Below are 25,628 nucleotides of genomic sequence, written 5' to 3' on the forward strand. Positions count from 1 at the left end.
TATTCGGCCAGTTCGAGCATTTTGTCATGACGATCAGCTTCGGCTTTATCCATGATTTACTGCAATCTTGGGTGCCTAGATATTCGGTAGGAGTGCTTTGGAGTCTCTCTAACCATTGATCAGAGGGGGTTGATTATCACTATTCGACGGTCTACCTTGAACAACAGTGCCAATGAAGCACCTAGGGTATTTGGATAGCAGATAGACGACGGAATCATCCGCGGCTTCGCATCTGTGCCCCCATGACTGTAATATTGTCGGGGTGCAGATTCATGAGTAAATATTGGCCCGTATCGATTCGCTGTTTTTTTCGGGTACTATCCTTTAGCGTCTCGCCGCTGATTGTCAAAGCTTACAAATTCGTTTTTTCTCTCTTAAAGTTTCGGATCCCGAAATGTCCTTTATTCTCTAGCGTTTGCTTGCAGGATGCGAAAATTTGCCATCTGGTTAGGTGTGTGGCTTTAGCTGGCTTATGCGAGGCAAAAGTTTATGCTTGAGTTCGCTAGCAATAACCTATCCACTAGGCTCTTCGGTCTAAAGTACAAAGTTATAAAGTACTCAGATGGTCGCTTGGCTAGATACATGTTAACGTCAGTTGAAACATGTGTTCCAAGTTTAAGTGCAAGTGTGTACGAAGTGGCGTATTCAATGGGTGGTCGGAGATATAAGTCAAGTATAAGGGCAATATTTTATCATATTGCATTTTTGTTCACTTGGGCAAAAGTAAGTTGTATCGATATAGAGGTAATGCTGCTAGAAGGAATTGGTCTAGATTTTAAAAGCATTAAAAATTTTTCTCGTTGGCTTGAGAAAGGTATATCTCCTCCCCAAGACGGCGACCAGATAAATCGATATGTAACCAAAATTCTTCATAGCTGTAGCTCATTTTGCTTATGGTTTGTTGAGAACTATACTCCGCTTGTAAGCAGTCTCGTCGACAGTAATATCAATTATATGAAACTAATAGAGAGTCATAAGAAGGCGTGGAGTGATGTGATGAGTGGCCGGGAATCTGATCCCGTTGCCCAAGATCTTACTGATGCTGAATTACGCTTGATTGAAGAATATCTGAAAAACAGGTTGCATAATGCTGCTGATAAGCGGGGCATGCATTTGCGGAATTATATTTTATGGCGTCTGGTTCTTAGGTTTGGTCTAAGGATTGGTGAAGCGCTCGCTATTCGGCTTCAGGATCTAGACCTAACAGGGCCTCATCCGTCTTTGGAGATCATTCGTATAGAGGAGCGAGGTAGAGATTATGTGGATCCGCGGACGCCAAATAACCCGCTCGTCAAAACCTATGGGCGGTTACTTTATTTCGCTCCGGAAGATGAGGATATCATCGGGTACATCGAAGCATACGTTTCTGAATATAGAGTAAAGGCTAACAAAATAAAACGCTCTACCATATTTCTGTTGCACGATTTTCTGTTCGTTTCTCATGGCCCATCCAATGCTGGCAGCCCACTTTCATGCTCTTCGGCGAGCAAGATATCAAAGGATATACGCTTGGAGTGCGTCAGTGTTTTTCACTGGCATATTGTCCGACATGCTGTCTTCAATCGACTTTACGAAGCGGCAGCCTCAATCGAAAATAATGCTACCGAAATTGATCATATAGTTTACATGGGGGGCTGGGGCAGTCCGAATTCACTGAACCGTTATGCAAAGCGGGCGATCAGAGATCTCACTAGAGCCCGGTTGCTTAAAAACAACAAGGACAGGGTTGAAAATGGCCATTGAGTTGAATGATCTCGGAGAGTTTCTTGATGAGTCTGGCAGGTTATACATTGAATGCAGGGCGGACTCGTTAAATCCATTTTTTATCGACGTTACTACGCATAAAATCGAAGCGGTGTGGAGAAGGCGGAGGCGCTCAATAGATTTGAGTAAGTATAGTCTACCAGACCCGATCATCAATGCAGCAAAGGAATACTTGAAAGCTAAACTTGTGTCGGTCAGTCCTGGTATTTTGGTTGATTTTTGTTCTGTTCTGTCGGATTTGGAAACTAAATGGAATGCATCGTGGGCGGATTTTTCATATTTGTCCTTAGGAGATTTGTTTAATATAACGTTGACATCATCGCATGGGCGGTCGGGATTCAGATCGTTTTATAGGTACGCAGCGTTGAAAGGCTTGGCCGGTGCGGATGAAGTCCACGCTTTAGAGTTGGATGCGATTAAAGTTAATAAAAACAATGCGTCGAAAAAAATAGTTCTTGAGTGGCATGAAACTAGAGGTGCTCTGACCAGTTCGGAGATTGAAATAGTCCGGCGCGCTATGATGACAGGGCCTCCAGATGAGTCCATATCGGATACAGCGAACCGGCTACTCACGTGGATTACTTTCGAAACATTAAAGCGACCCATTCAACTTGCTGAAATGTTAAATGACGCTTTATGGGTGCCAGATGCCACGGCAGTTGATCAGCAGTTTTTTCTGAGAATTCCAAAAGCTAAGAAACAAAGAGGGCAGACGCCAGAGCTCTGGCCTATTACTGAGCAATTAGCTTTAGCTATACGAACCTATTCAGCTAAGCCTTGTATAAAGATCTTGCAAGACAAGTATAAAACCTTGCTTGTAAATATGAAGGAGCGTCTCACACCGGGCTTCGGGCGTGGCTTATCGTCGTGGAGCAGAAGGCTAGGGCTTATTAGCCCTCGAACCAAACGGCTTTTGGTTTTAACGCCATATCGTGTTCGTCATAGCGGAGCTACTCAAATGGCTGCTCAAGGTGCGTCCAGAGACGAGATTCAATATGTGTTAGAACATGATTCTGTTACTTCGGCAGATTGGTACATTGATTGTTTAGCATCGGAGTTCTGCCCGCTGCTAGAGCGAGCAAACAAACAGCTCGGTGGAGTATTTTCAGAGCTAAATGGAATTTTTTTTAACGGCCGAGTTGGTGCCCGAGGGGTAGGCTCACCCATTCTGATTCCCGTCGTACAGCAACCAGCACTTGTCGGTGAATGTGGCAATAGTGGAATCTGCGGTCAACATCCTTTTTTTAGTTGTTACAACGGTTGTAGGTATTTTGTTGCGTGGCGAGATGCTGACCATCAAAAATCGTTGGAATACTTGGGCGCGGAGCTTGCTAGGTGGGATAGCGTTGAAGGCGGTAAAGAGAGAAGTAAAATTCTGAAAGATCTAGAAAGGGTTTACCAATCCGTGAAGGATGTTATAGACAGAATAAAAAATGGGGAGTGACTGTTTACATGGAATCCATGATGACAAACGTGCCTAGCGCACTTCGCGAGCTTGCAGATTCACTTGCGTATGCTTTAAGCCCAGAGATAGATATCTATAGTGACGAATGGGATATCTTGGATTGGGTAGCAAGGCCAGGAAATTTGACGAGTTTAAATCTTCGCTTCGGGCGGATAAAAAATCTTGATCTAAGGATGGTGACCAAAATCTACATTGCCGCAAAGCGAGTACAAATAGGAATTGCCGATGGTGGAGCTTTTGGCATTATTGAAGCGCTCGTAAGGCTAGATTCAGTAATAGGTATTAAAGATATTTACAAGCTGAATCTCCTTGATTTTATTGCTGTTGAGAAAACTTATATTGAACGTGGTGTTGTGGGTAAGGTATCAAGCTTGTCGGTTCTCCAAGCTTTCTCTAAATGGCTGCAGATGAGGCTTGGCTTAAGGATATTGTATGCGGCACCAAAGGCTCGCCCTAAGTACGGTAGACATGGCTCTGAAGAGGGAAGGCAGAAGAAGCTGCTTCCAACCGAAGTTCTACGAGATATCGTGGCGCTAGCAAATCACCAGGAGCTGTCACTCCGTGACAGGTTTTTCATAAATGCCTTAGTCATAAATATTGTGTTGGGCGGTAGGGTCAATGAACTAGCTTGTCTCCCTCTAAACTGTCTAATTAAACTTCAAGGAAAATGGGTGCTTAAAGTTTTTCCTGAAAAAGGGGGGGCGCTTTTTTATAGGCCGTTCCCTCAAGAAATGTACCCCGCTGTGAAAGCGGCCGTAGATTTCATCACCCAGCATACTTCTGAGGGGCGAGAAATAGTAAAAATGTTACGGGCAACTCCAGGGCTAAATTGGAAAAAAATATTCAGTACCGAACGATCTCTACGTTATTTTTTACAAAAATTTTCCTCGGAATGGACACTGGAACATAGTTTGTTTACTCCAAAAGGAAGCTATTTTTTTCGCACTGGGCAATTTGTTGACGCTATAGGGCTACTAGTTCGGTTCAAAAAACCGTGCAAGGCAGCCGCGTATCTGAATACGACAACCAGTGTGTTTAACAGGTTGTATTACAGCCAGATAGCGATGTCAGAGAAGATTTATTTATATCAAGATGAGTCGAATAAGCTTTCTCCTGTGACCTTTGAAGTTAAAAATTGGCAGAAGAAGCTTCGGAATCATCCACATGCCATCACCGCGAAGTGTATGGAGATGAGTTGTGGAATTACTCTCTCTGCGAATAGTTTTATGCGAAATGTAGTGGCTGATGTCTTTGAACAGGCTTTGTCATGCCAACTTCAAGATAAGGTTTTTCCATTTGAACGCGATCTGGAGTACGAGAAGGGTTTTTGTTACTCCATTTCACCCACAGTTAGAGTTGGTTCGGAAACATTGTTAGAGCCAGAAAATTCGTTGTTTGTTATTTCGCGGAACCTTTTATCGTTTTCAAAGTCCACACGGTCTAATCAGTTTAGAAAGGTGAGTGATAAAGTATTCATCCAGTGGCTAAACGGTACTTCAGGAAAAGAAGATTCTTTATTCAAAAGGTTCGATGTTCTTGATCCTCGGACTGGCGCCGTCGCGGAATTTACTTGGCATGATATTCGTCATTGGTTGAACACCGCATATAAACAGGGTGGTTTATCTGACGCTCAGGTGAATGTTATCTTGGGGAGGACCGAATATGCTCAAGCTCACGTATATGACCATACTTCAGCTCTAAGTAGGTCGTTGATGCTTCAACAGATGATGCAGCGCGTTAGGGAGGACAAAACGGTAGGGCTGATACAGACTACATTCAATAAGCTTAAAATAGCAGACCGTGAATCGGCCGAGAGTTATTTGACTGCTGCTATTCGTGTTATCAATCCGATGCCTCATGGTGGATGTGCACATAATCTCGCGCTTAAACCTTGTCATAATCATCTTTCATGTTTGGCTAAGGGTAAAGATGGTAAACCATGTGAGGTGCTGATCGTAGATTCGCAAAGTGATAAGCAAAGGTCCGAAATACAGCAGATTGCTCACGCAGCTACTTTGTTAAAGGTGCACATAGTAGATGCTGGAGGAGAATCAAGTCCACAGTTTAAGCACTTTGAAAATGTAGAGGACTCTGCTAATTATTTGTTGGCAGAGATTTTTAAGAAAATTGATTGCTGAGGCTTTTGGGAATGCACTGTAGAGGCGATAGACTAAAAAAACATTTAAAATTTAAGCTGCTTGAGCTTGTTGAAAGATATAGCGATCGTAAGCAGGGGTACACATATAGTCAAAAAGAGTTTTCCGTTTATGCCGGCGTATCGAGAGAGACGGTCAGAAAGTATCAGGCAGAAATTGATATCGTATTGGAGTCTTCACGTGTCCCGAAACGCACATTTGATAGGGACGCGAAATGTAGGAACCTGCAACGGAAGAATTTGAAGCTCCAAAGTGATTTGCTCAGGAGTGAAGCTATGTATTTTGCACTGCGACATCAGTATATTGCTATCTTAGAAGCGCTATTAAGTAACTCAATTGACGTTCGTGCCCTAGTAATTCGCACCCCTGCAGCGCTTAAGGTCGAGCAAGCGTATCGCGAGTGTATCTTATGTAATTCTGTTGTTGGTAATGGACATCCTTTGTGTTGAGTCAACATGCGATTTCCATTGCCTCATGCAGCGAGGTGTTGCCCCCGTTTTTGTCGAGGTTTTTGACGATGTGTCTCTTATCACACAGTATTACCGGGTACCTGTTTTGGCAGGTTGATGGGTAAATGCATAGCCCACTAAACATAGACACCAGATTCAATCTGGGTTGAGAGCGTCTCCCCACGCATATACCCTGATCCTGATGTAATCATGCTGTGCCATCAAATTACCCTGTCAGTATGCTGGGTCGTGGAACCAGCGGTCGGCGTTCTTCCGTGTTTCAAATACACGTACGGCGAGCCTCAATATATGCTTACACCTCCGATAAAGCACCTGTGCGTGATGCTCCAGCACCCAGATGGAGGGGAAGGGCAAACGCCGGTATTTAAGGCTGATTCATTCAGGATATCTCGGGGGAATTAACCTTTTTACGCCGCATACAGCCCCAACCGACTCCAACTCTTGCCCTATAGCACAGCAGTATCCGCGGTTTCGCATGCTTACCGGACCTGCTCAGCAATCGCTTCCGTGTCTCGATCTCCAACGCGAATCTCGTATGCCACTGATGCTGGGGCGAAGGCTTGACATAAAACCCACCAATCGGTGGTTTTTTGTTGATGTCATGCATTGTGATAACCGTGGAATTTTAGTCTTGCATGTTCTTCGCCAAAGCTGCTGTCTCTTCGATTTATCGGTGCAAGAGGCTTCAGCAAGATCGATGCAGGTCTTTTGCTGCGGCGCTCTCTGCTTGGAAGCTGATTTTCGATGCTTGTCGCTGCACTGATCTTCTCAGGCATCCTGTCTGGCGTTGGCTTCCCGATTGGCGCCACCATCGACGGCTTGGCGCACGCAATTAATGCGGTGCTTGGTCTGGCCAACAACCGTCTGATTTAGAGTTATGTCGTAGCGGTCACCAGGCTCTCTATACGGCCAATCACTGGCTCAAACATGTTGATCGTCAGAGCTATAAGAATGAGCGGTGCACAGACACGAGAGGATTGAAATCAGCTTTCGGTGAGGAACGCAACTCCGGTATTGAACTAATAATATGCCATCATTGTGCCAAGCTTTTTACCGTTCCCCTCCATAAGACACAGACATTGCCACCTGACCGAATATTGGCAACATCACGTAACGAGGAAGCAATACATGAAGGATCTCGGAGACATCACCCGGCAGTTCTCGATGGAAGGCGCTACACATCTCTATTCCAGCTTACCGGCCATAATCACGCCGGCGGATCTTTATCGCGTCAGAGACAATCTAGCGCATACAGAAGCGCTTTTAGCCTGCAACATCTACCTCATCGCTCGCCGGCCACGGATTTTCATCAAGCCGGAAGGATGTTCCTTAAATGGTCGAACGTTCATTGGCGAGTTCTTGGTGTTGCGTGAAAACGGTATGACCGCGGTTCCCTTTGCCTACGAGATCAGTCCTTCGTCGATCCCTGTAGACGTACCCATCGAAGATATAGCGGTAGCTCTCAACGGCACGTCACTCATCATCATTACGCCAGCGGGAAAACAATTCATTGCGGTGAACGCGATTATCGCCGTGGCAAGGAGCTTGCTCACGCCACACGACACCGATCTTGAGGTGCTCTATGTGGGTCAGGCTGTTGGCCGGACCAAGCCTCGCAATGCTCTGGATCGTTTGCTATCGCACAACAAGCTTCAGCAGATCCTCGCCGAAACCTCAACGCATTTTCCCGAACGAGAGGTTTTGCTGTTGCTGTATCGATTCGAACATGGCAGAACGATCATCAGTAACGGAGGCGATTTCAATGTCGAGGCACAGGCGTCTGACGAACAAGATGCTGCTCATATGGAGCGCTTGCGAAACGTTCAGTTAAGTAGAAGGGAGGTGGTGTCCCTGGCTGAAGCGGGGCTGATCAATTACTTTAAACCGCACTACAACACCCTGATCAAGGCGACGAACTTCTCCTCTAAGGGCAAACTTAAGGTTTTGACGCAGCTGCTGACGAAGGGAATTACCGGCCTGGTGGTGGAGCTTTGCTCAATAAACTTACGATCACGGATTGGTACAGTCCACGCGCAGCCCATCGACCTTACTAATTTCATGCCGGCCGAGGTCTTAGACGGCCGCAATCTTGAGAGTGAAGGCTTGAAGGAGCAGTTGCAAGAACAGTTGAGGCAGATGGCACACACGCACTACGCCAGGTTTCCTCTAACCACCACGCACGAAAGGAACACGTTCCTGCATGGCACTGCCTTCATCGGACAAACCGAGGAACCGTTGAGTTGGTAGGTCTATGGCAATTTTAGGCTAGCTCTTTCAGTCCTGCAGCCAGCTTATTCTTGAAACAGCGCCAGACGCCCTTTCTTGTCCGGGTTTTGGCGCTCGTCTATTTCTTGAGCTAGAAACACATCAAAACGGGGAGCCAATGGAAGAAGAGACTCAGCGCGCGTTGAGCTATAACGCCGCAGTTGAGGCTGGGCTAGAGCTCGCCTCGTATGAATATAAGAATGTTCCAGAGGGTGTGTGGGCAACACTACTCGACTTCGAGGTTTGGCCAAATCAGACTGCAGCCGGCCACCTTAGGTGCTACTTCACATCACTTGCTGACGATTGCCGTTATCTGCTTCCTGCATTCCGTCCAAATCAGCTCGGCAGCCCGCGCTATTCGCCTAGGGATGACTGCATGGATTTCTTCCAGCCTGGACTAAATTGGCAGACGTCTCTGTTGGAAGTCGGTAGAAATGCGAAAGGCAATGTTTTATGGATCGGCGCGGAGTTTGATGAACGAGCCTGAGGTATTTCTGAGGGCGAGCATGAGCTGGCGACTTGTGACGAACGACGCGATAGTGCTGTAGCCGTATCACAACATGTTGAGGAGATGGTTGTTTAGAACCTAGGTGGGCGTCGTCTTGAAAACACCGCCTACCCGTTGACTGAGCGGACGGCACCTTTCTATCAGTCGAAAACGTGTTTGTAGGGTGCATCAGCGAAACGACAGTAGAGATAGTTTCCGCTGCACGCCCGACTAGACACAATCCCGGCTGCTCAGAAACTGTCTTGTTCGCGGTTATTCTCTAGCGCGAATTTCTAGCGCAGTTGGACAGTGCTGAGCGCATCCATTTAGGCATTTTGCATTCCATGAGTTTGTTGAACTCTTCATCATTGAGCGAGTTTGCAATTTTGCTTGCGACCTCCTCATTCACCCCATTTTTTCCAAGATAAAAAAATGCGGTCAGGGCCGTCCCTATTCGCGTTCCTGCCCGCTGGAGTCGTTGCTGAGACGCATGGCGCAGCCGGACAACCGCGTTACCGACCTTGATCTCACGGGTCGCTCCGCTGGTATAGAAGGTAGGCAGAACCTGCATCTGAACACTTAATCCCAGTCGACGAACAGCCTCTGCACCATGGATCTGGATAGTCTCGCCTCTTGCCCTGGCAACGGCTTCCAATACAGAAATCGGGTTGGCTCGAACCCTTTTGCCAGAATATTGGCTGTACTTGGGACGCATGTAAACTCCGCGGGAAATGCGCTCCAGGATACCCCTAAACACCATCTGAGACAGAGCTTTGTTTACCGCGGAGCGGGAGCCCGTTCGCTGGAATACCGCCCTGACAAAGGGCCTCCCCTTGGGCATACGCTTGATACGTTTTGAAATACATTCTGCAATAGACACAGCTAATCCAATATCAGACGGGTTGTGGACACTTCCTTAGGCATGGAGCCTAGCGACGTTAGACGCAGACACCATGCTCAACTTGCCCTAGAAGCGCACTACTAGCCTGATCACCTGTCAGTGACGGCAAGCATTGCCAGCACGACAAATGAGGTTGAATCGTGCTGGCGCAGCTTCTTGCGTATGACAGAGTATAAGGGCTCACGACGCGATGCCTGTGAGCCATTGATTTTGCCAGTTTACGTATTGGCTACTTTGGCCTCTTGCAGTAATTGCTGGATCATTTTCTCTTGCGCGTCGTAGCGGCCTTCGCCGAAGTGGGTGTAGCGCACCTGACCCTTTGCATCGATCAGGTAATGCGCCGGCCAATATTGGTTATCGAAGTTGCGCCAGATCGCGTAGTTGTTGTCGATCGCCACCGGATAGGTGATCCCCAGCTTGCGCACTTGGTCCTTGACGTTGTCGATGATCCGCTCATAGCCGTATTCAGGGGTGTGCACGCCAATCACCACCAGTCCGTCCTTGCCGTACTTCTTCTCCCACTCTTTCACGTACGGCAGCGTGTGCTGGCAGTTGATGCAGTCGTAGGTCCAGAAGTCCACCAGCACCACTTTGCCTCGCAACGATTTTGCACTCAGCTCCGGGGAGTTGAGCCATTGCACCGCACCGTTGAGCGACGGCATAGCGCCCTTGCGGGCCTCGTCCTGAGTAGAGTCGGCGCGCACTTTGCTGATGAAGTAGTCGATGATTTTCGGCGCGTTCTTCAGCACGCTTTTCTCGACACTGGCGACGCCTTCGGACGACGTGTTCGCTAGCAGCGTCTTGTCGGCACCCGTTGCAATCACCGCGGCGCCAGCCAGCACCGCGACGCCAGCACCCCGACGGAACAAACCGGTGAAGGGGATTGAGCGTTTCAGGCGATGGAGCAGTCCGTGACCGGCGAAGATCAGTGTGCCCAGCGACAACGCACTGCCTGCCGCATAGGCCAACAGCAACAGGCTGGTCTGGGCGTTGGCGCCTTGCAGCATCGCGCCGCTCAGGATCACGCCAAGGATCGGCCCGGCGCACGGCGCCCATAGCAAGCCGGTGGCGACACCGATCATGATCGAGGTGATCGGCCCGGACGGCTTGCGGCTGTCCGGATCGAGGCGATTGCCCAGCCGCACAAACGGCCGCGCTAGCCATTCACCGATCCGCGCCGACACCAGTGACAGGGCGAAGAGTACCATCACGAACAGTGCAATGTGGCGGCCGGTGTTATTCGCCTGAGTTACCCATTCGCTGCTGACCACCGCCAGGCTGGAAATCAGCGCGAAGGTCAGGGCCATGCCGACCAGGGTCAACACGATCGAGGAACGCGTGCGATCGGCACCAGCAAACAGAAAAGGCACTACCGGAAGAATGCAGGGACTGAGGACTGTCAACAGACCGCCCAAGAAAGCGATTAGAAACATGATGTCCACCTTTTAAATGAGGGATGATCTGTTCACTGGATTGCGGGCTGACCGCAACGGTCAGGTCCCATCAATACTCAGGCCGCCTGGTTATCCAGCCACTGGCTTTGCGGCGTACGGCTGGCACTGTTTTCAGCCAGCGTCTGCCCCAGGGGTGTGCGGCTGGAACCGTCGGCTGCCAGTGTCTGGCCCAACGGGGTCCGGCTGGAGCCGTCGGCGGCCAGGGTCTGGCCCAACGGGGTGCGGCTGGAACCGTCGGCGGCCAGCGTCTGGCCCAACGGGGTTCGGCTGGAGCCGTCGGCGGCCAGTGTCTGGCCCAGCGGGGTGCGACTGGTGCCGTCAGCGGCGATCACGCTGTCGCTGCCCTGCTTGACCACCGAAGAAAGTTGAAAGCACGAATTGTTGCCACATCTGTTCTGTTCGACGGTAGCGTTGGCGTGAGCGGCGATGCCGGCCAGAGAGAAGGCAATAGCGGTCAGAAAGCGCAATACGTTGTTCATAATGATTGTCCTTTGAAGTGCGTAATCAGTTGTCTTCATTGCAGCCATCGGCAAACTTGCGGTAGTCGAGCACTTGGGTCTTGCCGGCTGAATCGAGGTACGTCAGGCGGGCGTCGACGATGCCGCAAGTCATCGAGTTATCCTGCGTCAGCGACACCACTTTCTGGATGTCTAGGTGGCTGCCGTAGGAGTAGGTTTGCGGAGCCACGTCGACTTCGGCGCGGGCTGACAGCGTGCAGATGTTTAGCGCTGCAAACAGGCAGGCGGAAGCGATCGATTTGGCCTTGGTGTTCATGGTGTCTTCCTCAGAGCTTCATGGTTAAGTTGTTGATTGGGCCGAGGGGCTGTATGTGCCTCGATGAACGCTATTTAAAGCTCGCGACGTATCTCGTCTGTGTCGGAAAACACCGGGTATAAATCGCAAAGTATCAATACCTTTCGGTAATACACCGCGTTACAAAACCCTGTAAAAATCGTGGCTGCCGCCGGCTTGTATTGGCGGTGAATCAAAATAGAGTTATTAGAAATGCAGCGAGGGGCGGGTGGCTGGCATTTAGCGACTGCACGGCGTCCTTCCCCCTGAATTGAGGTTTGGCCCGATGGAACATGTCGATCACATCCTGATTGTCGACGACGACCGCGAGATTCGTGAACTGGTAGGCAATTACATGAAGAAGAACGGCGTGCGCACTACAATAGTTGCCGATGGCCGACAGATGCGTAGTTTTCTGGAGGCCAACACCGTCGACCTGGTCGTGCTCGATATTATGATGCCCGGCGACGACGGCCTCGTACTATGTCGCGAACTGCGCTCGAGCAAACACAGGGCCACGCCGATCGTCATGCTCACCGCGCGGAATGATGAAACAGACCGCATCATTGGTCTGGAAATGGGTGCCGACGATTACGTAACCAAGCCGTTTGCTGCCCGCGAACTGTTGGCGCGGATCAATGCCGTGCTGAGACGTACGCGCATGCTGCCACCAAATCTGGTTGTGACCGAAAGCGGCCGGCTGCTAGGGTTTGGTCGCTGGCAGCTCGATACCTCCGCTCGACATCTACTGGACAAGGACGGCACCCTCGTCGCCTTAAGTGGTGCTGAATACCGTTTGTTGCGGGTGTTCCTCGATCATCCGCAACGGGTGTTGAGCCGCGATCAACTGCTTAACCTTACCAAGGGGCGCGAGGCCGATCTGTTCGACCGTTCCATTGACCTGCTAGTAAGTCGTCTGCGTCAGCGTCTGCTCGACGACGCCCGAGAACCGGCTTACATCAAGACTGTGCGCAGCGAGGGGTATGTGTTCTCGTTACCGGTCGAAGTCCTCGGAGCCCCTGCATGAATTTCGCTATGCGCTGGCCGCGCACCCTCGCTTCCCGACTGTCGCTGATTTTCCTGATTGGCCTGATCCTGGCTCAGGCGCTGTCGTTTGGCGCGCAATACTACGAGCGCTACGAAACCGCGAAGGACACTATGCTCGGCAATCTGGAAACCGACGTGTCTACGTCGATTGCAATCCTTGACCGTTTGCCAGCCGAGGAGCGTCCGGCGTGGCTCAACCGTCTTGCACGTCGAAATTACGGTTATGTGCTGGGCGAGGGTGATCCAGGCACGCCGATGGCGTCGGGAGATGTGCCGATCGCCGTGACGTCGATTACCGATGCCATAGGGGAAAAATATCCGCTGACATTCACTGATATTCCTGGTCCACGGCAGCGTTTTCAGGGGCATCTTCGCCTAAGCGACGGCAGTCCTGTGGTCATCGATGTCCGTCCGTCAATGTCACCGTTATCGCCATGGTTGCCATTTGTATTGCTCGGGCAACTAGTGCTGATGATCGCGTGTACCTGGCTGGCGGTGCGCATCGCTATCCGCCCCCTCACGCGCCTCGCCAATGCAGCGGAAACCCTCGACCCCGATGCCCACGCTATACACCTAGAAGAAAATGGGCCGAGCGAAGTGGTTTACGCCGCTCGCGCGTTCAACGCAATGCAGGCGCGCATTGCTACTTATCTTAAGGAGCGCATGCAATTGCTCGCAGCGATTTCTCACGACCTGCAAACCCCAATAACACGAATGAAGCTGCGCGCAGAATTCATGGACGATTCGGCCGAGAAAGACAAGCTGTGTAACGACCTTGGCGAAATGGAGCATCTGGTGCGAGAAGGCGTGGCTTATGCTCGCAGCGTCCACGGATCCACCGAAGAAAGTAGGCGCACCGATCTGGATTCCTTCCTTGACAGCTTGGTGTTCGATTATCAGGACATGGGCAAAAAGGTGCGGTCGAGTGGCAGAAGTGGCGCGGTCATCAATACTCGCCCCCATGCCTTGCGCAGGGTGCTAGTGAACCTGACTGACAACGCGCTGAAATTCGCCGGCGCCGCCGAGTTAGAGATTCAACGCGATAATCGCGGCTTTTCGATCAAGGTAATGGATCGCGGTCCGGGTATCGCCAAAGAAGAACTGACGAAGGTGATGGAACCGTTTTACCGAGTGGAGAATTCGCGCAACCGCAACACGGGCGGCACGGGCCTTGGGCTTGCCATCGCGCAGCAACTAGCCATGGCCCTCGGCGGTTCCTTGCTTCTTAGCAGTCGCGAGGGTGGTGGACTGTGTGCGGAATTAAGGCTGATGTTCGATAGTAGCTGTCAGGAAAAACCGACGCCTATGCCATGAGTTTTCGACAAGTTTCTTTTGATCGCGGCTTCGCGGCTAGTCGGCAACAGGTGAGACCACTATTTTTCATGCTTCGGCAGCAAATCGATAGATCTGATGTAACTGGTTGCCAGTAACATCTTTTCCGGTCGGCCTGTTCGGGACATAGCGCTCTGATCGGTGAGCGTCATTATGAGTCGGCTGCACTAAGAAATGTTCCCGGCCTCCATGATGTCGACTTGGATTCTGACGGCTGCAAAAAAGTATTGGTGTTGACGTTTAACGTGGGGGTGGTCAGAGGTACCCGGAGGAGGCGGTGCATAACAGCGACGGATAAAGAGATCTTGCGACGGTCGCGGAGGTCGCTTAGCGCCAAAATCGTGTGGATCATTAAGCCTTAATCGGATGTCGCTTCCTTACTGTGTACAACCACTAGCAGTTGAGCTTGGGCTTCCCCGACTGAGCGTAAACGATGGGATTTTTGGGCATTAAAGTGCAGAGCATCACCACGCTCAAGCACCACGCTTTCATTCAGGAAGTCTACCTCGACGCTTCCTTCATGAACGAACAGAAATTCCTCGCCCACGTGCTCTTTGAAAGCGGTGCCGGCGAATTCGAAGGGGGGGAAAACTAGGAATGGCAGCAGATTTCGATCGCTGACTTGATGGGCTAGCAACGCGTATTTGGAGCCGTGCTCGCCATTCGCCAGCAACGGCTGATTGTTACTGCGAACCAGGCTGTAGCCGTCCAGATCACTAGGCGCATCGTTGAATAACTCCTCGACGTTGACATGCAGCGCTCTTGCGAGCTTAAGCGCTGTAGAAATCGAAGGAGTGCTTAGCCCGCGCTCGACTTTGGAAAGATAGCTTTTAGTGAGACCAGAAGTATTGGCCAGCGCTTCCAGTGTCACTCCCATTTTCTTACGTAGAAGCTTCAAACGAATAGACATGAGAAAGGTTTTCCGTAGAGGATAGAAATTTGCGTTGCCAATGACACTGTGTGTCATTAGTATGATTTTGTGTCATTCTCTTTCCGAACCTGTCAAGGGGTTCGCCACGTTCCACACAGCAGCGACTTTCATCCTGCGAGGAGGTATGCCATGGCAACAACATTAGGACTCACGAAAGATCATCTTAAAACTCAGGCGAACGCTCATATGGATCGTGTCTTAAAAGACAGTAATTGGACGCGACGACAGCAGTTAGCACTCACATGCCGGATCCTTTTTGAAAATGGACATGACTCTGGGTTAGCTGGGCAGATTACCGCACGAGGCCAGGAACCGGGCACCTTTTACACCCAACAACTTGGGCTCGGCTTTGACGAGATCACTGCCAGCAACCTTCTGCTGGTCAATGAAGACTTGGAAGTTCTCGAAGGCTACGGCATGCCGAACCCGGCTAACCGTTTCCATACATGGGTCTACCTCGCCCGCCCAGATGTCCAATGCATCATCCATACACATCCCATGCATGTTGCAGCGCTGTCGATGCTCGAAGTTCCACTGCAAATATCGCATATGGATATGTGTCCTCTTTTCGATGACTGCGCATTTCTCAAGGAGTGGCCAGGTGTTCCCGTTGGAAATGAAGAAGGCGAGATCATTTCCGCTGCTCTAGGGGATAAGCGCGCCGTCCTGCTCTCGCACCATGGGCAACTCTCCACGGGAAGTACCGTAGAGGAAGCCTGTGTGGTTTCTGTGCTAATTGAGCGCGCAGCCGAATTGCAATTGCTTGCGATGTCCGCTGGAGAGGTCAAGCCTATTCCCTACGAGCTGGGTGCTGAGGCGCATGACTGGATCTCCAGGCCTCGCCGCCATGCCGCTGCATTTAATTACTACGTGCGCCGCGTCTTGCGCAAACACGCTGACTGCCTCAACTAATGTTTGATCACTCGGAAATCTAAAATGTCCTCTTCTATCCACGGCATCATCGGCTACACCATCACTCCCTTCACCAAAGACGGGATCAGTCTTGACTTACCTGCCCTGGCCCAGTCAATTGATCGTCTTATTGACGGAGGTGTCCACGCGATCGCCCCGCTGGGCAGCACGGGTGAAGGTGCCTACTTGAGCGATCATGAATGGCAGGAAGTCGCCGAATTCAGTATGGCTTACATCAACAAACGCGTTCCTGTCATTGTGAGCGTGTCCGATTTGACCACCGCAAAAGCTATCCAGCGCGCACGCTTTGCCGAATCCCGCGGCGCTGATGCAGTCATGGTATTGCCTACCTCATACTGGAAGCTGAGCGAGAAAGAGATTTTGCAGCATTACCAAGCGATCGGTGACAGCATTGCCACACCCATTATGCTTTACAACAATCCGGCCACCAGCGGTACCGACATGTCAGTTGAGCTGATTCTTAAAATCGTTGGTTCCGTGGAGAACGTCACGATGGTAAAGGAAAGCACAGGGGACATTCAGCGTATGCACAAATTGCAGCTGCTTGGTGAAGGTCAAATTCCATTCTATAACGGTTGCAATCCTTTGGCACTAGAAGCCTTTGCCGCGGGTGCCAAGGGTTGGTGCACCGCTGCACCTAACCTGATACCAGCGCTCAACCTCGAGCTTTATCACGCTATTTTGGAAGGCGATTTGCGCCGTGCTCGTGAATGCTTTTACCGTCAACTGCCGGTGCTGGATTTCATTCTCAAAGGCGGGTTGCCCGCCACCATTAAAGCAGGACTAAGACTCAGTGGTCTGGACGTAGGCGCACCACGCCTTCCTGTGTTTCCGCTGGGTGATGAAGGCCGCCAGCAACTGGTCAATCTTCTCGCTGACCTATCCTGACTCAGATGATCGTGGAGGAAAAGAAAATGCTCAATGGCGGCCACCACGGCACACTTTAATTGTCAGTTTGCAAAAAAAACCGCTCATCCGAAGCGGTTTTCTTTTTGGTAATCGCTGGCTGATATCAACAACAGCGAGTCGTGCATTGACGCTTGCTGTAACGCGCTTCTTGTCGATCTCGGAAAAATTGTTCGTAAGTCATTACCGGCTCGCCTGGATGGCTGACGGCTCTGAGCTGCACGTAGTTTTCATAGTCCGGTATACCATTCATTAGGCGCGTTAACTGTCGGAGCCATTTGAAGCTTCGGCGTAACTTTGATTCAGGCATGGGCTAGGCTCTATATAGGAGGGGAGGACTCTGTGGACGATATCGAGAAACTGCCTCGTAAAAAGTCTCTGTCGTTGCGATGAGGGCGTTATCGCACTTTGACCAGTGATTCCGAAGGACTATCCAAGTCATTCAGAATCAGCACGGGAATACCAGGTGAGTGGTAAGTTGATATATTCGATTAAAATTACATCATTTATGCTGCCCAGCATCTTACTGTGCAGCCAAAGAGATCCCGGATCAAGTGCCGCTTGTGTTCTCGTGCCAAAAAAAAATGCCGCGTGGTTACCAAAAAGCATCATCCGACTAGCTTACGTGGCATATGCGAATTCTTTAGCAGGACGCGAGACCACCCTTGCATTGGGCGCTGCTTGCGGGCAGTACACCAACAGCATCACTGCGATATGGGCACTATACTTATATGCGAGAAAACAGATCATGAGGTTTCTGAGCAGAGTCTAATACTTTCTGGGCTTGAAGCGCAAGAGAGCAAAGAGCAGAGAGCAGAGAGCAGAGAGCAAGTTTGCTAGATTTCAAGAAATAACAGCTTACTAAATGCGCGGATACAGACATAATTCAGATACTTTGATGAGGTGGAATAGAGTCCGATTTAATCTCAGAAGGTTGCCGCAATGATCACATTCTCCAAACCCAGGACCGTCCGTATTCTCATGGACTGGATCTCGACCCGAGCAGTTGTGGCGATAATCGCATTCCATTCACAATTTTCAGCAGCAGTGACGCAATCCGAACAGGATGTGGTTCTGACAACCATAAATGCTCCAGCAGCCTTAGGGCCATATTCTCAAGCGATTCGCTCGGGAGGTACGTTGTACCTTTCAGGGCAGCTCCCGATAGACCCAGCTACCGGAAACTTGCCGGATGAAAAGAATATCGAATCGCAGACCCGGCGATCACTAGATAACATCAAATCTATTCTTGCAGCTGACGGATTGGATATGAGCGATATCGTTCAAACTACGATCTACCTTACTGACTTGAACGATTTCGAAAAAATGAATGAGGCGTATAGCAGCTATTTTTCAGCTGCCTATCCAGCAAGAGTCACTGTAGAGGTCAGGCGTCTACCGAAAGGAGCGAGTATTGAGATCGCATCAGTTGCTAAGCGACATGATTAATCTAGGAATTCACTGCTATGTTCGGCGTAGCTATACGCTTGGCTGGCCATCGACCGTCCTGGGAGTAACGAGGCTTTGCGCTGCAAGGTTCTCGTGACGAATCAGTGAGGTCTGAGCCGGTAATTGTGAGCTTTTTTGTATTCAACGCTTTTCCATCGCAGTAACGAATCCATCGTTATACTTCCTAGATTGCCGTACTCGCTTGTTCTAAGCATCAGTTTGTGCAATTAGCGATCCTAAATTAGATGGCGTTAGAACTAATAAATAGCTGGCCGAAGACGGTTTTTGGCTAAATTCAAGCTTGACTCGATATGTGCGACCGCTGAGGTAGATGAAATATGTGAATCAGCTTATGTATGAATGATGTTGATTAAATGAAAAGCTCGATATTCGTCGTGATGGTAATTGCGGATCTCTCTAGTTTGGTTGCCACTCTGTGGTAACAGACAGACTGTGCCAATTCAATCCAAAGTTCCCGTGGATCCAAAAATAACTAGCGAGCCTTTGGAGTGCGCCTCTTAATCCTCTAAAGGTTTATCTCATCCGTTCCCATATCACGCCATTGCGCACCAACCTTCTAAGGTTAGCTATTTATATCGCAGAAATTTTATTTATAGGACTTGTCGTATCAGCCCTTTGCGATGAGTGACATTAAATGGCGCTCTGAAATTTTTATAATACAAAGGGCATATAATCCATCCTCAAAAATACCTGCTTAGTTGAGCTTAGTGATGCGACGAAGCGTTGATATGAAATATTTTTTCCGAGTTGTCCATTGGGATCTAATGAATTATACGGTTTTGCACCGATCTAGATGTTATACCAACGGGTTGGTATGGAACGAGAAAACAGGCAACAACGTAAACACGTCCAGCCGACCTATTATTCGCAAGGCTCACCAACACCTAAGTACAGTCGTAGCTTCATTACTATCCTGTTCTAATGTGCCTTAGCTCATCGCGAGTGAAGCGCAGCACGTGGTGGCAACGGAGGTTGGGCGTCGGTCACGGGTACTATGCAACACCTTGAAACATTTGTTACTGGAGCGAGTGCTACCCGTAGCCCCCTCACAGTCCCTCGCAGTGACGAAGGTTCTCTAAATGTCAGCGATTTTTGCTGGGGCATTATACGGCTGGGAGGTTCTGAGCAATGGTTTCAGCAGATGTCTCGGACCTTTGAACTGAACGCTTGATGGAGCTGCGTGGGCGTAAAATCACAGCTTCAACAGGCGTACCTATTGACACTAAAGTCAACTCGTGTGAGTAAGGCATTGCTATTTTCTAATTGTCCATTTGATATTTCTCATCCTTCGACACGGCCGACGACTGCAGAAAATTTATAGCGAGCACTCTAAACTTATTTATATTATTATGCGGTGATGTTAATGTAATGCCTTCCTAGTGCATTTGAGAACCTAGCTAAAATAGTTCTTCTGTGTAATATTTTTCGCGACGCGCAGTCAATTGCTAATTCGACGCACGGTACATCCCTTAAGAGGTCATTCTCTAAGCCAAGCTTTGCTTGGTTTTTTTTTGCGTTTTTCACGGCAACGGCCAAGATGCCCGCTGCGGACGAAACCATGCGGATAACTAAGACGGCATTCTGATGTTTTTTTTACCATGATCGGGTTCCGCTGGCCTCACTTCAGAATTCTTAGTAGCAACAGAGGAGGGCTGCTCCGGACTTCGTTCTATATTGAATATTACATTCGCGAAAGGGGGTCCCGCTGTGCAGGTTGGCGTTCACAGCGCCAGGCTAGATCGTGTGAATGGCAGGCAGGCAGGCATTGAGTTGATAATTCATTGTACCTTCGGCGTCTTCTTGCTGCGATCCGAGCTTTGTAGGAGTGAGTATTACTCCAATGTCGCTGTCCCTACAGCGAAGGTAAAAAAAACCCAGGCCAAAGCCTGGGTTCGAAGAAATAGCTCTTATCTTACGGGTTGGGGGCATCAAACATCATTGCCATAACTAAAGCGAGCTGTTCGAACTCTTCCCAGCCATTGATGCTGCTATCCATAGCTAACTTTCATCATACGAGATTAAGAGTCACTTCAATGTTGTTGCGTACAGCCTTGGAGTATGGGCATGTTTGATGTGCAGCATCAATTAGCTTAAGAGCTACATCACGATCCAGTCCTGGTAGGGAAATGTCCAGTCGAGCGCTCAGAAAGTAAGCATCGTCATTTTTGCAAAGCGCGACTCGAGCATCAATCGTCACGTCTTCAGGTAGTTTAATTTTTAATTTTCCCGCCGCAAGACCCAGAGCCCCGTCAAAACAAGCGGACCAACCAGCGGCGAACAGCTGTTCGGGGTTGGTACCTCCGCCTTTGCTGCCAGGCAGCGAATGTCGAATATCTAAAGCACCATCGTCGCTACGGGACGTACCGCCGTCGCGAGTGCCATGGGTGCGAACGTTCGCGACATATAGAACTTTTTCAGCTGTCATATACTGCTCCTGATAGGATCGGCCGCAAATGGGCGCATCCAATTCCGATTATTCAACGTCTTAAGTCACGGGGGATAAATCAGAACAGAATGATTTTTGTCTGACGATTGCACTAAGGTATCGACCCTAATCGGACCATGATCCAGGCTGCCAGTGCATGGTGTAGGGGCGTGTTGGGTTAACTAGTCCAAGATGCGACGCTAGCTCGGCCTGAGCGGATGTCATCCGTTTATCGAATTGGTGTGGTCTAAGGCAGTTGTGCCGGAGCATCAGGTAGTGACTGGTGGCGGTGCGCTTCTTGAGTTGGCGTGTAGCCCATGGGCGTAGCAAGTCAGTTTTCAAGCTGCGAACAAGCGCTATATCGACGCACTATCAACGATATCCGCGATGGTTCATGCTCTGGAGCATTCTTCACTTGTTTGTAGGCATCTTATCTGGGTCGTTTAGTAACTATAGATTCTGCATGAGGTTCCCTACCTGGAACCGACCGATTTGCTCGCGGGCGGCCTGCATCAAAACACGATGTTGCGGCACCGACGACGCTTCGATTTGGCGTAAATATTTCAGCGACCCGACCGCGAAACAGAATCCGTTTTAACGTCGGAGTTCGGTGCCTGAGGCGGTGGCCGTAGTAACTCGCGCGAAGAAAGCTAAAGACTGCGCAACTCCAATCGACCGTCTCTTGGGGTGGTAATGGTTCAATCCGTGCTCGTGCTCCTCAGTCATCAAGAGTGCGGTAGTCTTCTTTCAGTATAGGCTTCTGGCGCTTAAGGCTAGCGATTCCAGCTTCTAATTCTTAGTTTGCCGCTGGTCAATCGTCCGCGCGTCACTCTGCGGGGTAACGGCGTTGCGTCCTCCTGGATTGATTCACTCAGCGACGGAACGCGGACTCGGGCGCCCCAGGCGAACGGCTCGCTTCGATAGGGCTTTAGCCTTGATCGAGTTCGAGACCTGCGGCCTTCCGTTTGGATGTAGCGGCAAAGCAGCGACGTTGCTTGGTCAGTAGGCACCCCTATTCGGTGGGTATTCTCGTCCGAAATTGGTTCCCGGTTTCGTTTGACCACGGCATCTTAGATTGCAAAGCTAACGCGTATATCGGGTTAGCGAGAGGAACTGCCTTTTCTTAATCACAATTCATATTAAAAACCGGGTGTGCTGAATATCTGCCTTAGCTGGTATCAAAAGGAAATATGCGAACCGCGCGATATGCTGATACAGCCTCTCACTCCGTAATTTCGTGAGCTCGGTGAAAAAAATTACATTGTTGAACAACGCTGCTTAATCACTGCTTAGATTTGCTAGATATCTCAAACTGGGTGGAGGTTCAGCTAGGTGAGCTGATACCTTGGTGTAATATCTCGCGTGACAAAGGAGTGTAGGATTTAACCGCACGTTCAAATCACTTAGAATTAACAAAAAGGATAATAGGTATGTCGACACGTCATGTCTCGTCGCTAAGTAGTATTGCTGTTGCGGTTTTGCTGAGTACAGGCACTCTGATGATGGCCTCGCCGTTCGCGCACGCGCAAAGTGGCACGACCACTACGCCAGGCGCTGTTGTAAGCGAAACAGCGATTCGGCCATTCAAAGTGGATGTTTCGGAAGATGCGATAAGCGACCTGAAGAAGCGCGTCTTGGCAACTCGATGGCCCGACCCAGAAACCGTAAAAGATCAATCTCAAGGCGTTCAGCAAAATAAACTAAAAGCTTTGATTGATTATTGGGGTAAGGATTACGATTGGCACAAGGTGCAAAATAAGCTAAATGCACTTCCCATGTATATCACGCGGATTGACGGTGTGGATATTCAATTCATCCATGTCAAATCTAAGCATTCTAATGCGTTGCCGTTGCTTTTGACTCATGGGTGGCCAGGATCGATTTTGGAATTCACCAAAGCGATTGGACCTCTTACGGATCCGACCTCCTACGGTGGGCGCGCAGAAGATGCGTTTGATGTGATAATCCCTTCAATGCCTGGGTATGGATTTTCACAACGCCCAACTGAGGGTGGTTGGGGGCCGGAGCGTATGGGAGCCGCATGGGATGTGCTGATGAAACGCTTAGGGTATAAAAACTATGTTTCTCAGGGGGGAGACTGGGGTTCTGTAGTGGCGGATGCAATGGGGCGCCAAGCTCCTTCGGGGCTGAAGGCGATCCATGTAAATATGCCAGCAACCGTTCCGCCTGAGATTGCTCGGGCAATCAATGATGGTACGCCTCCTCCTGCCGGAATCAGTTCCGACGAAAAGGCGGCTTACCAATCCCTGAAAGATTTCTTTGGTAAGAATGCTGCTTACGGTTCGATGATGAGCACGCGCCCTCAGACAGTGGGTTATGCCTTGAGCGATTCACCCGTAGGGCTCGCCGCCTGGATTTTTGATAAATTTAACCAGTGGACTTACAGCGGCGGGGATGCGGAAAAGTCGTTGAGTAAGGATGAGATGCTGGACGATATCTCTCTCTATTGGCTCACTAATAGTGCAGTGTCATCAGCGCGTCTATATTGGGAGAATAATAATAACAATTTCAATTCTGTTGAACAGAAAACGCACGATATTAAAGTCCCAGTGGCGATTACTGTTTTTCCGGGTGAGATCTATCAAGCACCAAAGACCTGGGCTGAACGAGCTTACCCAACGTTGAAATATTACAATGTCGTTAACAAAGGCGGGCATTTTGCTGCGTGGGAAGAGCCAGAGCTTTTTGCTACTGAACTACGTAAAGCCTTTAAGCCTTATAGATAATTACTGATATATCATGCCTCTCGCAGAGTCGGTCGTTTGCTTTAGCGACTGATTTCGCACGGGGCGTGATATTAGGTTTTATTATTTAGCTAAAAATCTAATTCGGTAGGTATCAATCAGTCATAACCAAACTCAAATATTCGTGAGCGGTGTAGCGGACAATTTCGCCATGCGACTCGACGATACACACGTTTCTTATCGAGATAAACATTGACAGAGGGTTTTTTCATGCCTGAACAAGCTAGCAAAAAAGAACCTGTAGACCGGTTGGTCGTGGCTTCTTATACCAACGGAATTATCGGCCCCAGCCAGGCTATGCTAGGTCCGTTGGCGGATCGGGGTACAATCGTCACAAGCACGCCACCTGGGTGTTGGGGGCCGATGATCACTCCAGCCTTCCAAGGTGGCCATGAAGTTACGAAGCCTGTTGCGATTGTCGGCGCTGAAATCGGCGATGCGGTAGCGCTGAAAATAACTCGAATGCGTGTCACCTCTATTGCGACTTCGTCTGGAGTAATGAGCTTTGTCGAAGGGCGCTATCACGATGATCCGTTTGTCTCAAAATTTTGCTCGGAGTGTGGCACGGAGCGCCCCGCGAGTCATGTAGAAGGAATTGGGGAAGGCGCGATTCGTTGCAATTACTGTGGAGCGGAGGTCAATGCATTTCGCTTCAGCAATGGCTACGTAATTGTTCTTGATCATGAAAATCAGGTTAGCGTAACTGTCAATCAAGAAGTTGCTAATCGTCTAGCTGGAAAAGCGTCTGAGATGTCGGCGCTGCCGGAGTTGGCTCAGCAGCACTCGATTTTATCGCTGGCTCGGGCCGACATGCCGGGTGTTGCTGCTCACATGCGCCCGTTCCTCGGCAACATAGGCACTACGCCGTCCAGAGATCTACCAGACTCTCACAATTGCGCGGATTTTGGCCAGTACCTTGTAGGTGCGAGCCATCAATATGGCATGACTCGTCAGGAGCTGCATGACGCTAAAACCGACGGCCATATGGACACCAATTCAGTACGTGAAGGCTGCATTCTCATATGTCCGGTTAAAGTGCCTGGTGCCGGTATATATATGGGGGATATGCATGCTCAGCAGGGGAACGGAGAAATCGCCGGCCATGCCACTGATGTTTCAGGTGAGACTGAACTGACGGTGGAGGTGATTAAGGGGTTAATGATTGAAGGACCGATATTGCTGCAGAACATTGATGATCTGCCACCGATGGCTCGGCCAATGGATACTGTGCAGCGGCAAAAGGCCAGTGAGCTTGGATCAAGATGGGGACAGATTGAGCTCGAAGAAAATGGGCCAATTACTTTTCTAGGCAGTGGAGAAAACCTCAACGCTGCGACGGAGAATGGGTTAAGTCGCGCCGCCTCCGTGACGGGCCTGTCCTACGATGAGGTGCGCAACCGAGCAACCATCACAGGTTCTATAGAGATCAGTCGTCTTCCCGGAACTGTACGGGTCACGTTCCTTTGCCCCCTGTTTATTCTCGACCGCATTGGGATCGGTCATCTTGTACGTGAGAAGTATCAACTATGATTTCGTAAGTCGTTACAGTTCCCGCAAATGCGTTGTGCTATGAAACCACGACCAACGGAAATTAGCGCTCGTTTTCGCTAAGCTAAATCTTCTTTTATATAGTAGGTGATCCTCAGCGGAGGATCACCTGTCCCGACATCGCACCTCCAAGGGTGTTCCCATCTCATCAATACGTGCAGAGTCACATCAATTGCTACGGCTGTCTAAATCAAGCGGAAGGCTTTCCAGTTGGTCAGTGCGTACACAAGGTCTCTCTCAGACATATTTTAATTAGAGATCGTCCAGACTAATGAGATACGTGAGCGGTTCAACACGCTCCTGTTAGTGTACCGTCCACTGCGCCCCATGCCTGCCATATTCGCGGTAGCCCAAACGCAAGCAGATCACCCGCAAGATCGGCGCAGAGCGGAAGCAATCTGAGAATCTCCGCCATGGTTTCATGGCGGAGATCGATCTGGGCGCTTAGAGGATAGGCGAGCGTTTCGATGACATCTTTATTTTAGACACAGGTGCGGTCCCACTGCGGCAGGCTTGG

At 49.8% G+C, this 25,628-nt stretch carries 20 protein-coding genes and 1 pseudogene; 13 read left to right on the forward strand and 8 right to left on the reverse strand.

The window, feature by feature from the left end:
* A pseudogene (locus D8U82_RS28635) lies at nucleotides 1-116 on the reverse strand (YebG family protein); the annotation flags it as partial.
* Nucleotides 117-582: 466 nt separating this feature from the next.
* On the opposite strand from D8U82_RS28635, the gene D8U82_RS00005 reads away from it, so the two are divergent.
* From D8U82_RS00005 to D8U82_RS00025, 6 genes are all read left to right on the forward strand, one after another.
* Nucleotides 583-1,743 (forward strand): tyrosine-type recombinase/integrase, encoded by a 1,161-nt coding sequence (locus D8U82_RS00005; RefSeq protein ID WP_177434090.1) that lies wholly within the window; start codon nucleotides 583-585, stop codon nucleotides 1,741-1,743.
* A complete protein-coding gene (locus tag D8U82_RS00010) occupies nucleotides 1,733-3,208 on the forward strand; it encodes a site-specific integrase (RefSeq protein ID WP_177434091.1) in 1,476 nt (491 codons plus the stop codon). Before D8U82_RS00005 ends, D8U82_RS00010 begins: the two co-directional genes overlap by 11 nt.
* Before the next feature lie 8 nt (nucleotides 3,209-3,216).
* Nucleotides 3,217-5,367, forward strand: coding sequence for a hypothetical protein (locus tag D8U82_RS00015; RefSeq protein ID WP_130901411.1), 2,151 nt, complete (start codon nucleotides 3,217-3,219; stop codon nucleotides 5,365-5,367).
* A gap of 1,232 nt (nucleotides 5,368-6,599) precedes the next feature.
* Nucleotides 6,600-6,728 carry a hypothetical protein gene (locus tag D8U82_RS28570; protein ID WP_277751184.1) on the forward strand — a complete coding sequence of 43 codons (129 nt, stop codon included), beginning with the start codon at nucleotides 6,600-6,602 and terminating at the stop codon, nucleotides 6,726-6,728.
* Between the two features lie 255 nt (nucleotides 6,729-6,983).
* The gene (locus D8U82_RS00020; RefSeq protein ID WP_130901412.1) at nucleotides 6,984-8,102 is read left to right on the forward strand and encodes a hypothetical protein; all 1,119 of its coding nucleotides are present in this window, start codon (nucleotides 6,984-6,986) and stop codon (nucleotides 8,100-8,102) included.
* A 136-nt stretch (nucleotides 8,103-8,238) separates the two neighbouring features.
* The gene (locus tag D8U82_RS00025; protein ID WP_130901413.1) at nucleotides 8,239-8,607 is read left to right on the forward strand and encodes a hypothetical protein; all 369 of its coding nucleotides are present in this window, start codon (nucleotides 8,239-8,241) and stop codon (nucleotides 8,605-8,607) included.
* 280 nt (nucleotides 8,608-8,887) lie between these two features.
* Here D8U82_RS00025 and D8U82_RS00030 read toward each other — a convergent pair whose 3' ends face one another.
* The 4 genes from D8U82_RS00030 to D8U82_RS00045 form a co-directional block, all read right to left on the reverse strand.
* The gene (locus D8U82_RS00030; RefSeq protein WP_130901414.1) at nucleotides 8,888-9,487 is read right to left on the reverse strand and encodes a DUF6088 family protein; all 600 of its coding nucleotides are present in this window, start codon (nucleotides 9,485-9,487) and stop codon (nucleotides 8,888-8,890) included.
* A 239-nt stretch (nucleotides 9,488-9,726) separates the two neighbouring features.
* On the reverse strand, nucleotides 9,727-10,941 hold the full coding sequence (locus D8U82_RS00035) for a cytochrome c biogenesis protein DipZ (RefSeq protein ID WP_130901415.1): 1,215 nt from the start codon (nucleotides 10,939-10,941) through the stop codon (nucleotides 9,727-9,729).
* A 77-nt stretch (nucleotides 10,942-11,018) separates the two neighbouring features.
* Nucleotides 11,019-11,480, reverse strand: coding sequence for a hypothetical protein (locus tag D8U82_RS00040; protein WP_347238732.1), 462 nt, complete (start codon nucleotides 11,478-11,480; stop codon nucleotides 11,019-11,021).
* Nucleotides 11,467-11,736, reverse strand: coding sequence for a DUF2790 domain-containing protein (locus tag D8U82_RS00045; RefSeq protein ID WP_130901417.1), 270 nt, complete (start codon nucleotides 11,734-11,736; stop codon nucleotides 11,467-11,469). Before D8U82_RS00045 ends, D8U82_RS00040 begins: the two co-directional genes overlap by 14 nt.
* 304 nt (nucleotides 11,737-12,040) lie before the next feature.
* On the opposite strand from D8U82_RS00045, the gene D8U82_RS00050 reads away from it, so the two are divergent.
* A complete protein-coding gene (locus D8U82_RS00050) occupies nucleotides 12,041-12,781 on the forward strand; it encodes a response regulator (protein ID WP_130901418.1) in 741 nt (246 codons plus the stop codon).
* The gene (locus D8U82_RS00055; protein WP_130901419.1) at nucleotides 12,778-14,115 is read left to right on the forward strand and encodes a HAMP domain-containing sensor histidine kinase; all 1,338 of its coding nucleotides are present in this window, start codon (nucleotides 12,778-12,780) and stop codon (nucleotides 14,113-14,115) included. Before D8U82_RS00050 ends, D8U82_RS00055 begins: the two co-directional genes overlap by 4 nt.
* A 376-nt stretch (nucleotides 14,116-14,491) precedes the next feature.
* On the opposite strand, the gene D8U82_RS00060 is transcribed toward D8U82_RS00055, so the two are convergent.
* Nucleotides 14,492-15,043, reverse strand: coding sequence for an XRE family transcriptional regulator (locus D8U82_RS00060; RefSeq protein ID WP_130901420.1), 552 nt, complete (start codon nucleotides 15,041-15,043; stop codon nucleotides 14,492-14,494).
* 150 nt (nucleotides 15,044-15,193) lie between these two features.
* Between D8U82_RS00060 and D8U82_RS00065 the strand changes: the two genes are divergently transcribed.
* Both D8U82_RS00065 and D8U82_RS00070 read left to right on the forward strand, forming a co-directional pair.
* Nucleotides 15,194-15,976 carry an aldolase gene (locus tag D8U82_RS00065; protein WP_130901421.1) on the forward strand — a complete coding sequence of 261 codons (783 nt, stop codon included), beginning with the start codon at nucleotides 15,194-15,196 and terminating at the stop codon, nucleotides 15,974-15,976.
* 24 nt (nucleotides 15,977-16,000) lie between these two features.
* Nucleotides 16,001-16,885 carry a dihydrodipicolinate synthase family protein gene (locus D8U82_RS00070; RefSeq protein ID WP_130901422.1) on the forward strand — a complete coding sequence of 295 codons (885 nt, stop codon included), beginning with the start codon at nucleotides 16,001-16,003 and terminating at the stop codon, nucleotides 16,883-16,885.
* Nucleotides 16,886-17,009: 124 nt separating this feature from the next.
* On the opposite strand, the gene D8U82_RS00075 is transcribed toward D8U82_RS00070, so the two are convergent.
* The gene (locus tag D8U82_RS00075) at nucleotides 17,010-17,213 is read right to left on the reverse strand and encodes a YbdD/YjiX family protein (RefSeq protein ID WP_130901423.1); all 204 of its coding nucleotides are present in this window, start codon (nucleotides 17,211-17,213) and stop codon (nucleotides 17,010-17,012) included.
* A gap of 632 nt (nucleotides 17,214-17,845) precedes the next feature.
* On the opposite strand from D8U82_RS00075, the gene D8U82_RS00080 reads away from it, so the two are divergent.
* On the forward strand, nucleotides 17,846-18,352 hold the full coding sequence (locus D8U82_RS00080; RefSeq protein ID WP_206663318.1) for a RidA family protein: 507 nt from the start codon (nucleotides 17,846-17,848) through the stop codon (nucleotides 18,350-18,352).
* Between the two features lie 2,029 nt (nucleotides 18,353-20,381).
* On the opposite strand, the gene D8U82_RS00085 is transcribed toward D8U82_RS00080, so the two are convergent.
* Nucleotides 20,382-20,798, reverse strand: a complete 417-nt coding sequence (locus D8U82_RS00085) for an organic hydroperoxide resistance protein (protein WP_130901424.1) — start codon at nucleotides 20,796-20,798, stop codon at nucleotides 20,382-20,384.
* A gap of 1,430 nt (nucleotides 20,799-22,228) precedes the next feature.
* Between D8U82_RS00085 and D8U82_RS00090 the strand changes: the two genes are divergently transcribed.
* Both D8U82_RS00090 and D8U82_RS00095 read left to right on the forward strand, forming a co-directional pair.
* Nucleotides 22,229-23,545, forward strand: a complete 1,317-nt coding sequence (locus D8U82_RS00090; RefSeq protein WP_130901425.1) for an epoxide hydrolase — start codon at nucleotides 22,229-22,231, stop codon at nucleotides 23,543-23,545.
* 228 nt (nucleotides 23,546-23,773) lie between these two features.
* Nucleotides 23,774-25,093 carry an acetamidase/formamidase family protein gene (locus tag D8U82_RS00095; RefSeq protein ID WP_130901426.1) on the forward strand — a complete coding sequence of 440 codons (1,320 nt, stop codon included), beginning with the start codon at nucleotides 23,774-23,776 and terminating at the stop codon, nucleotides 25,091-25,093.
* Nucleotides 25,094-25,628 lie beyond the last annotated feature (535 nt).

Source organism: Pseudomonas sp. Sample_23 (assembly GCF_004307595.1).
Taxonomy (GTDB): Bacteria; Pseudomonadota; Gammaproteobacteria; order Pseudomonadales; family Pseudomonadaceae; genus Aquipseudomonas; species Aquipseudomonas atacamensis.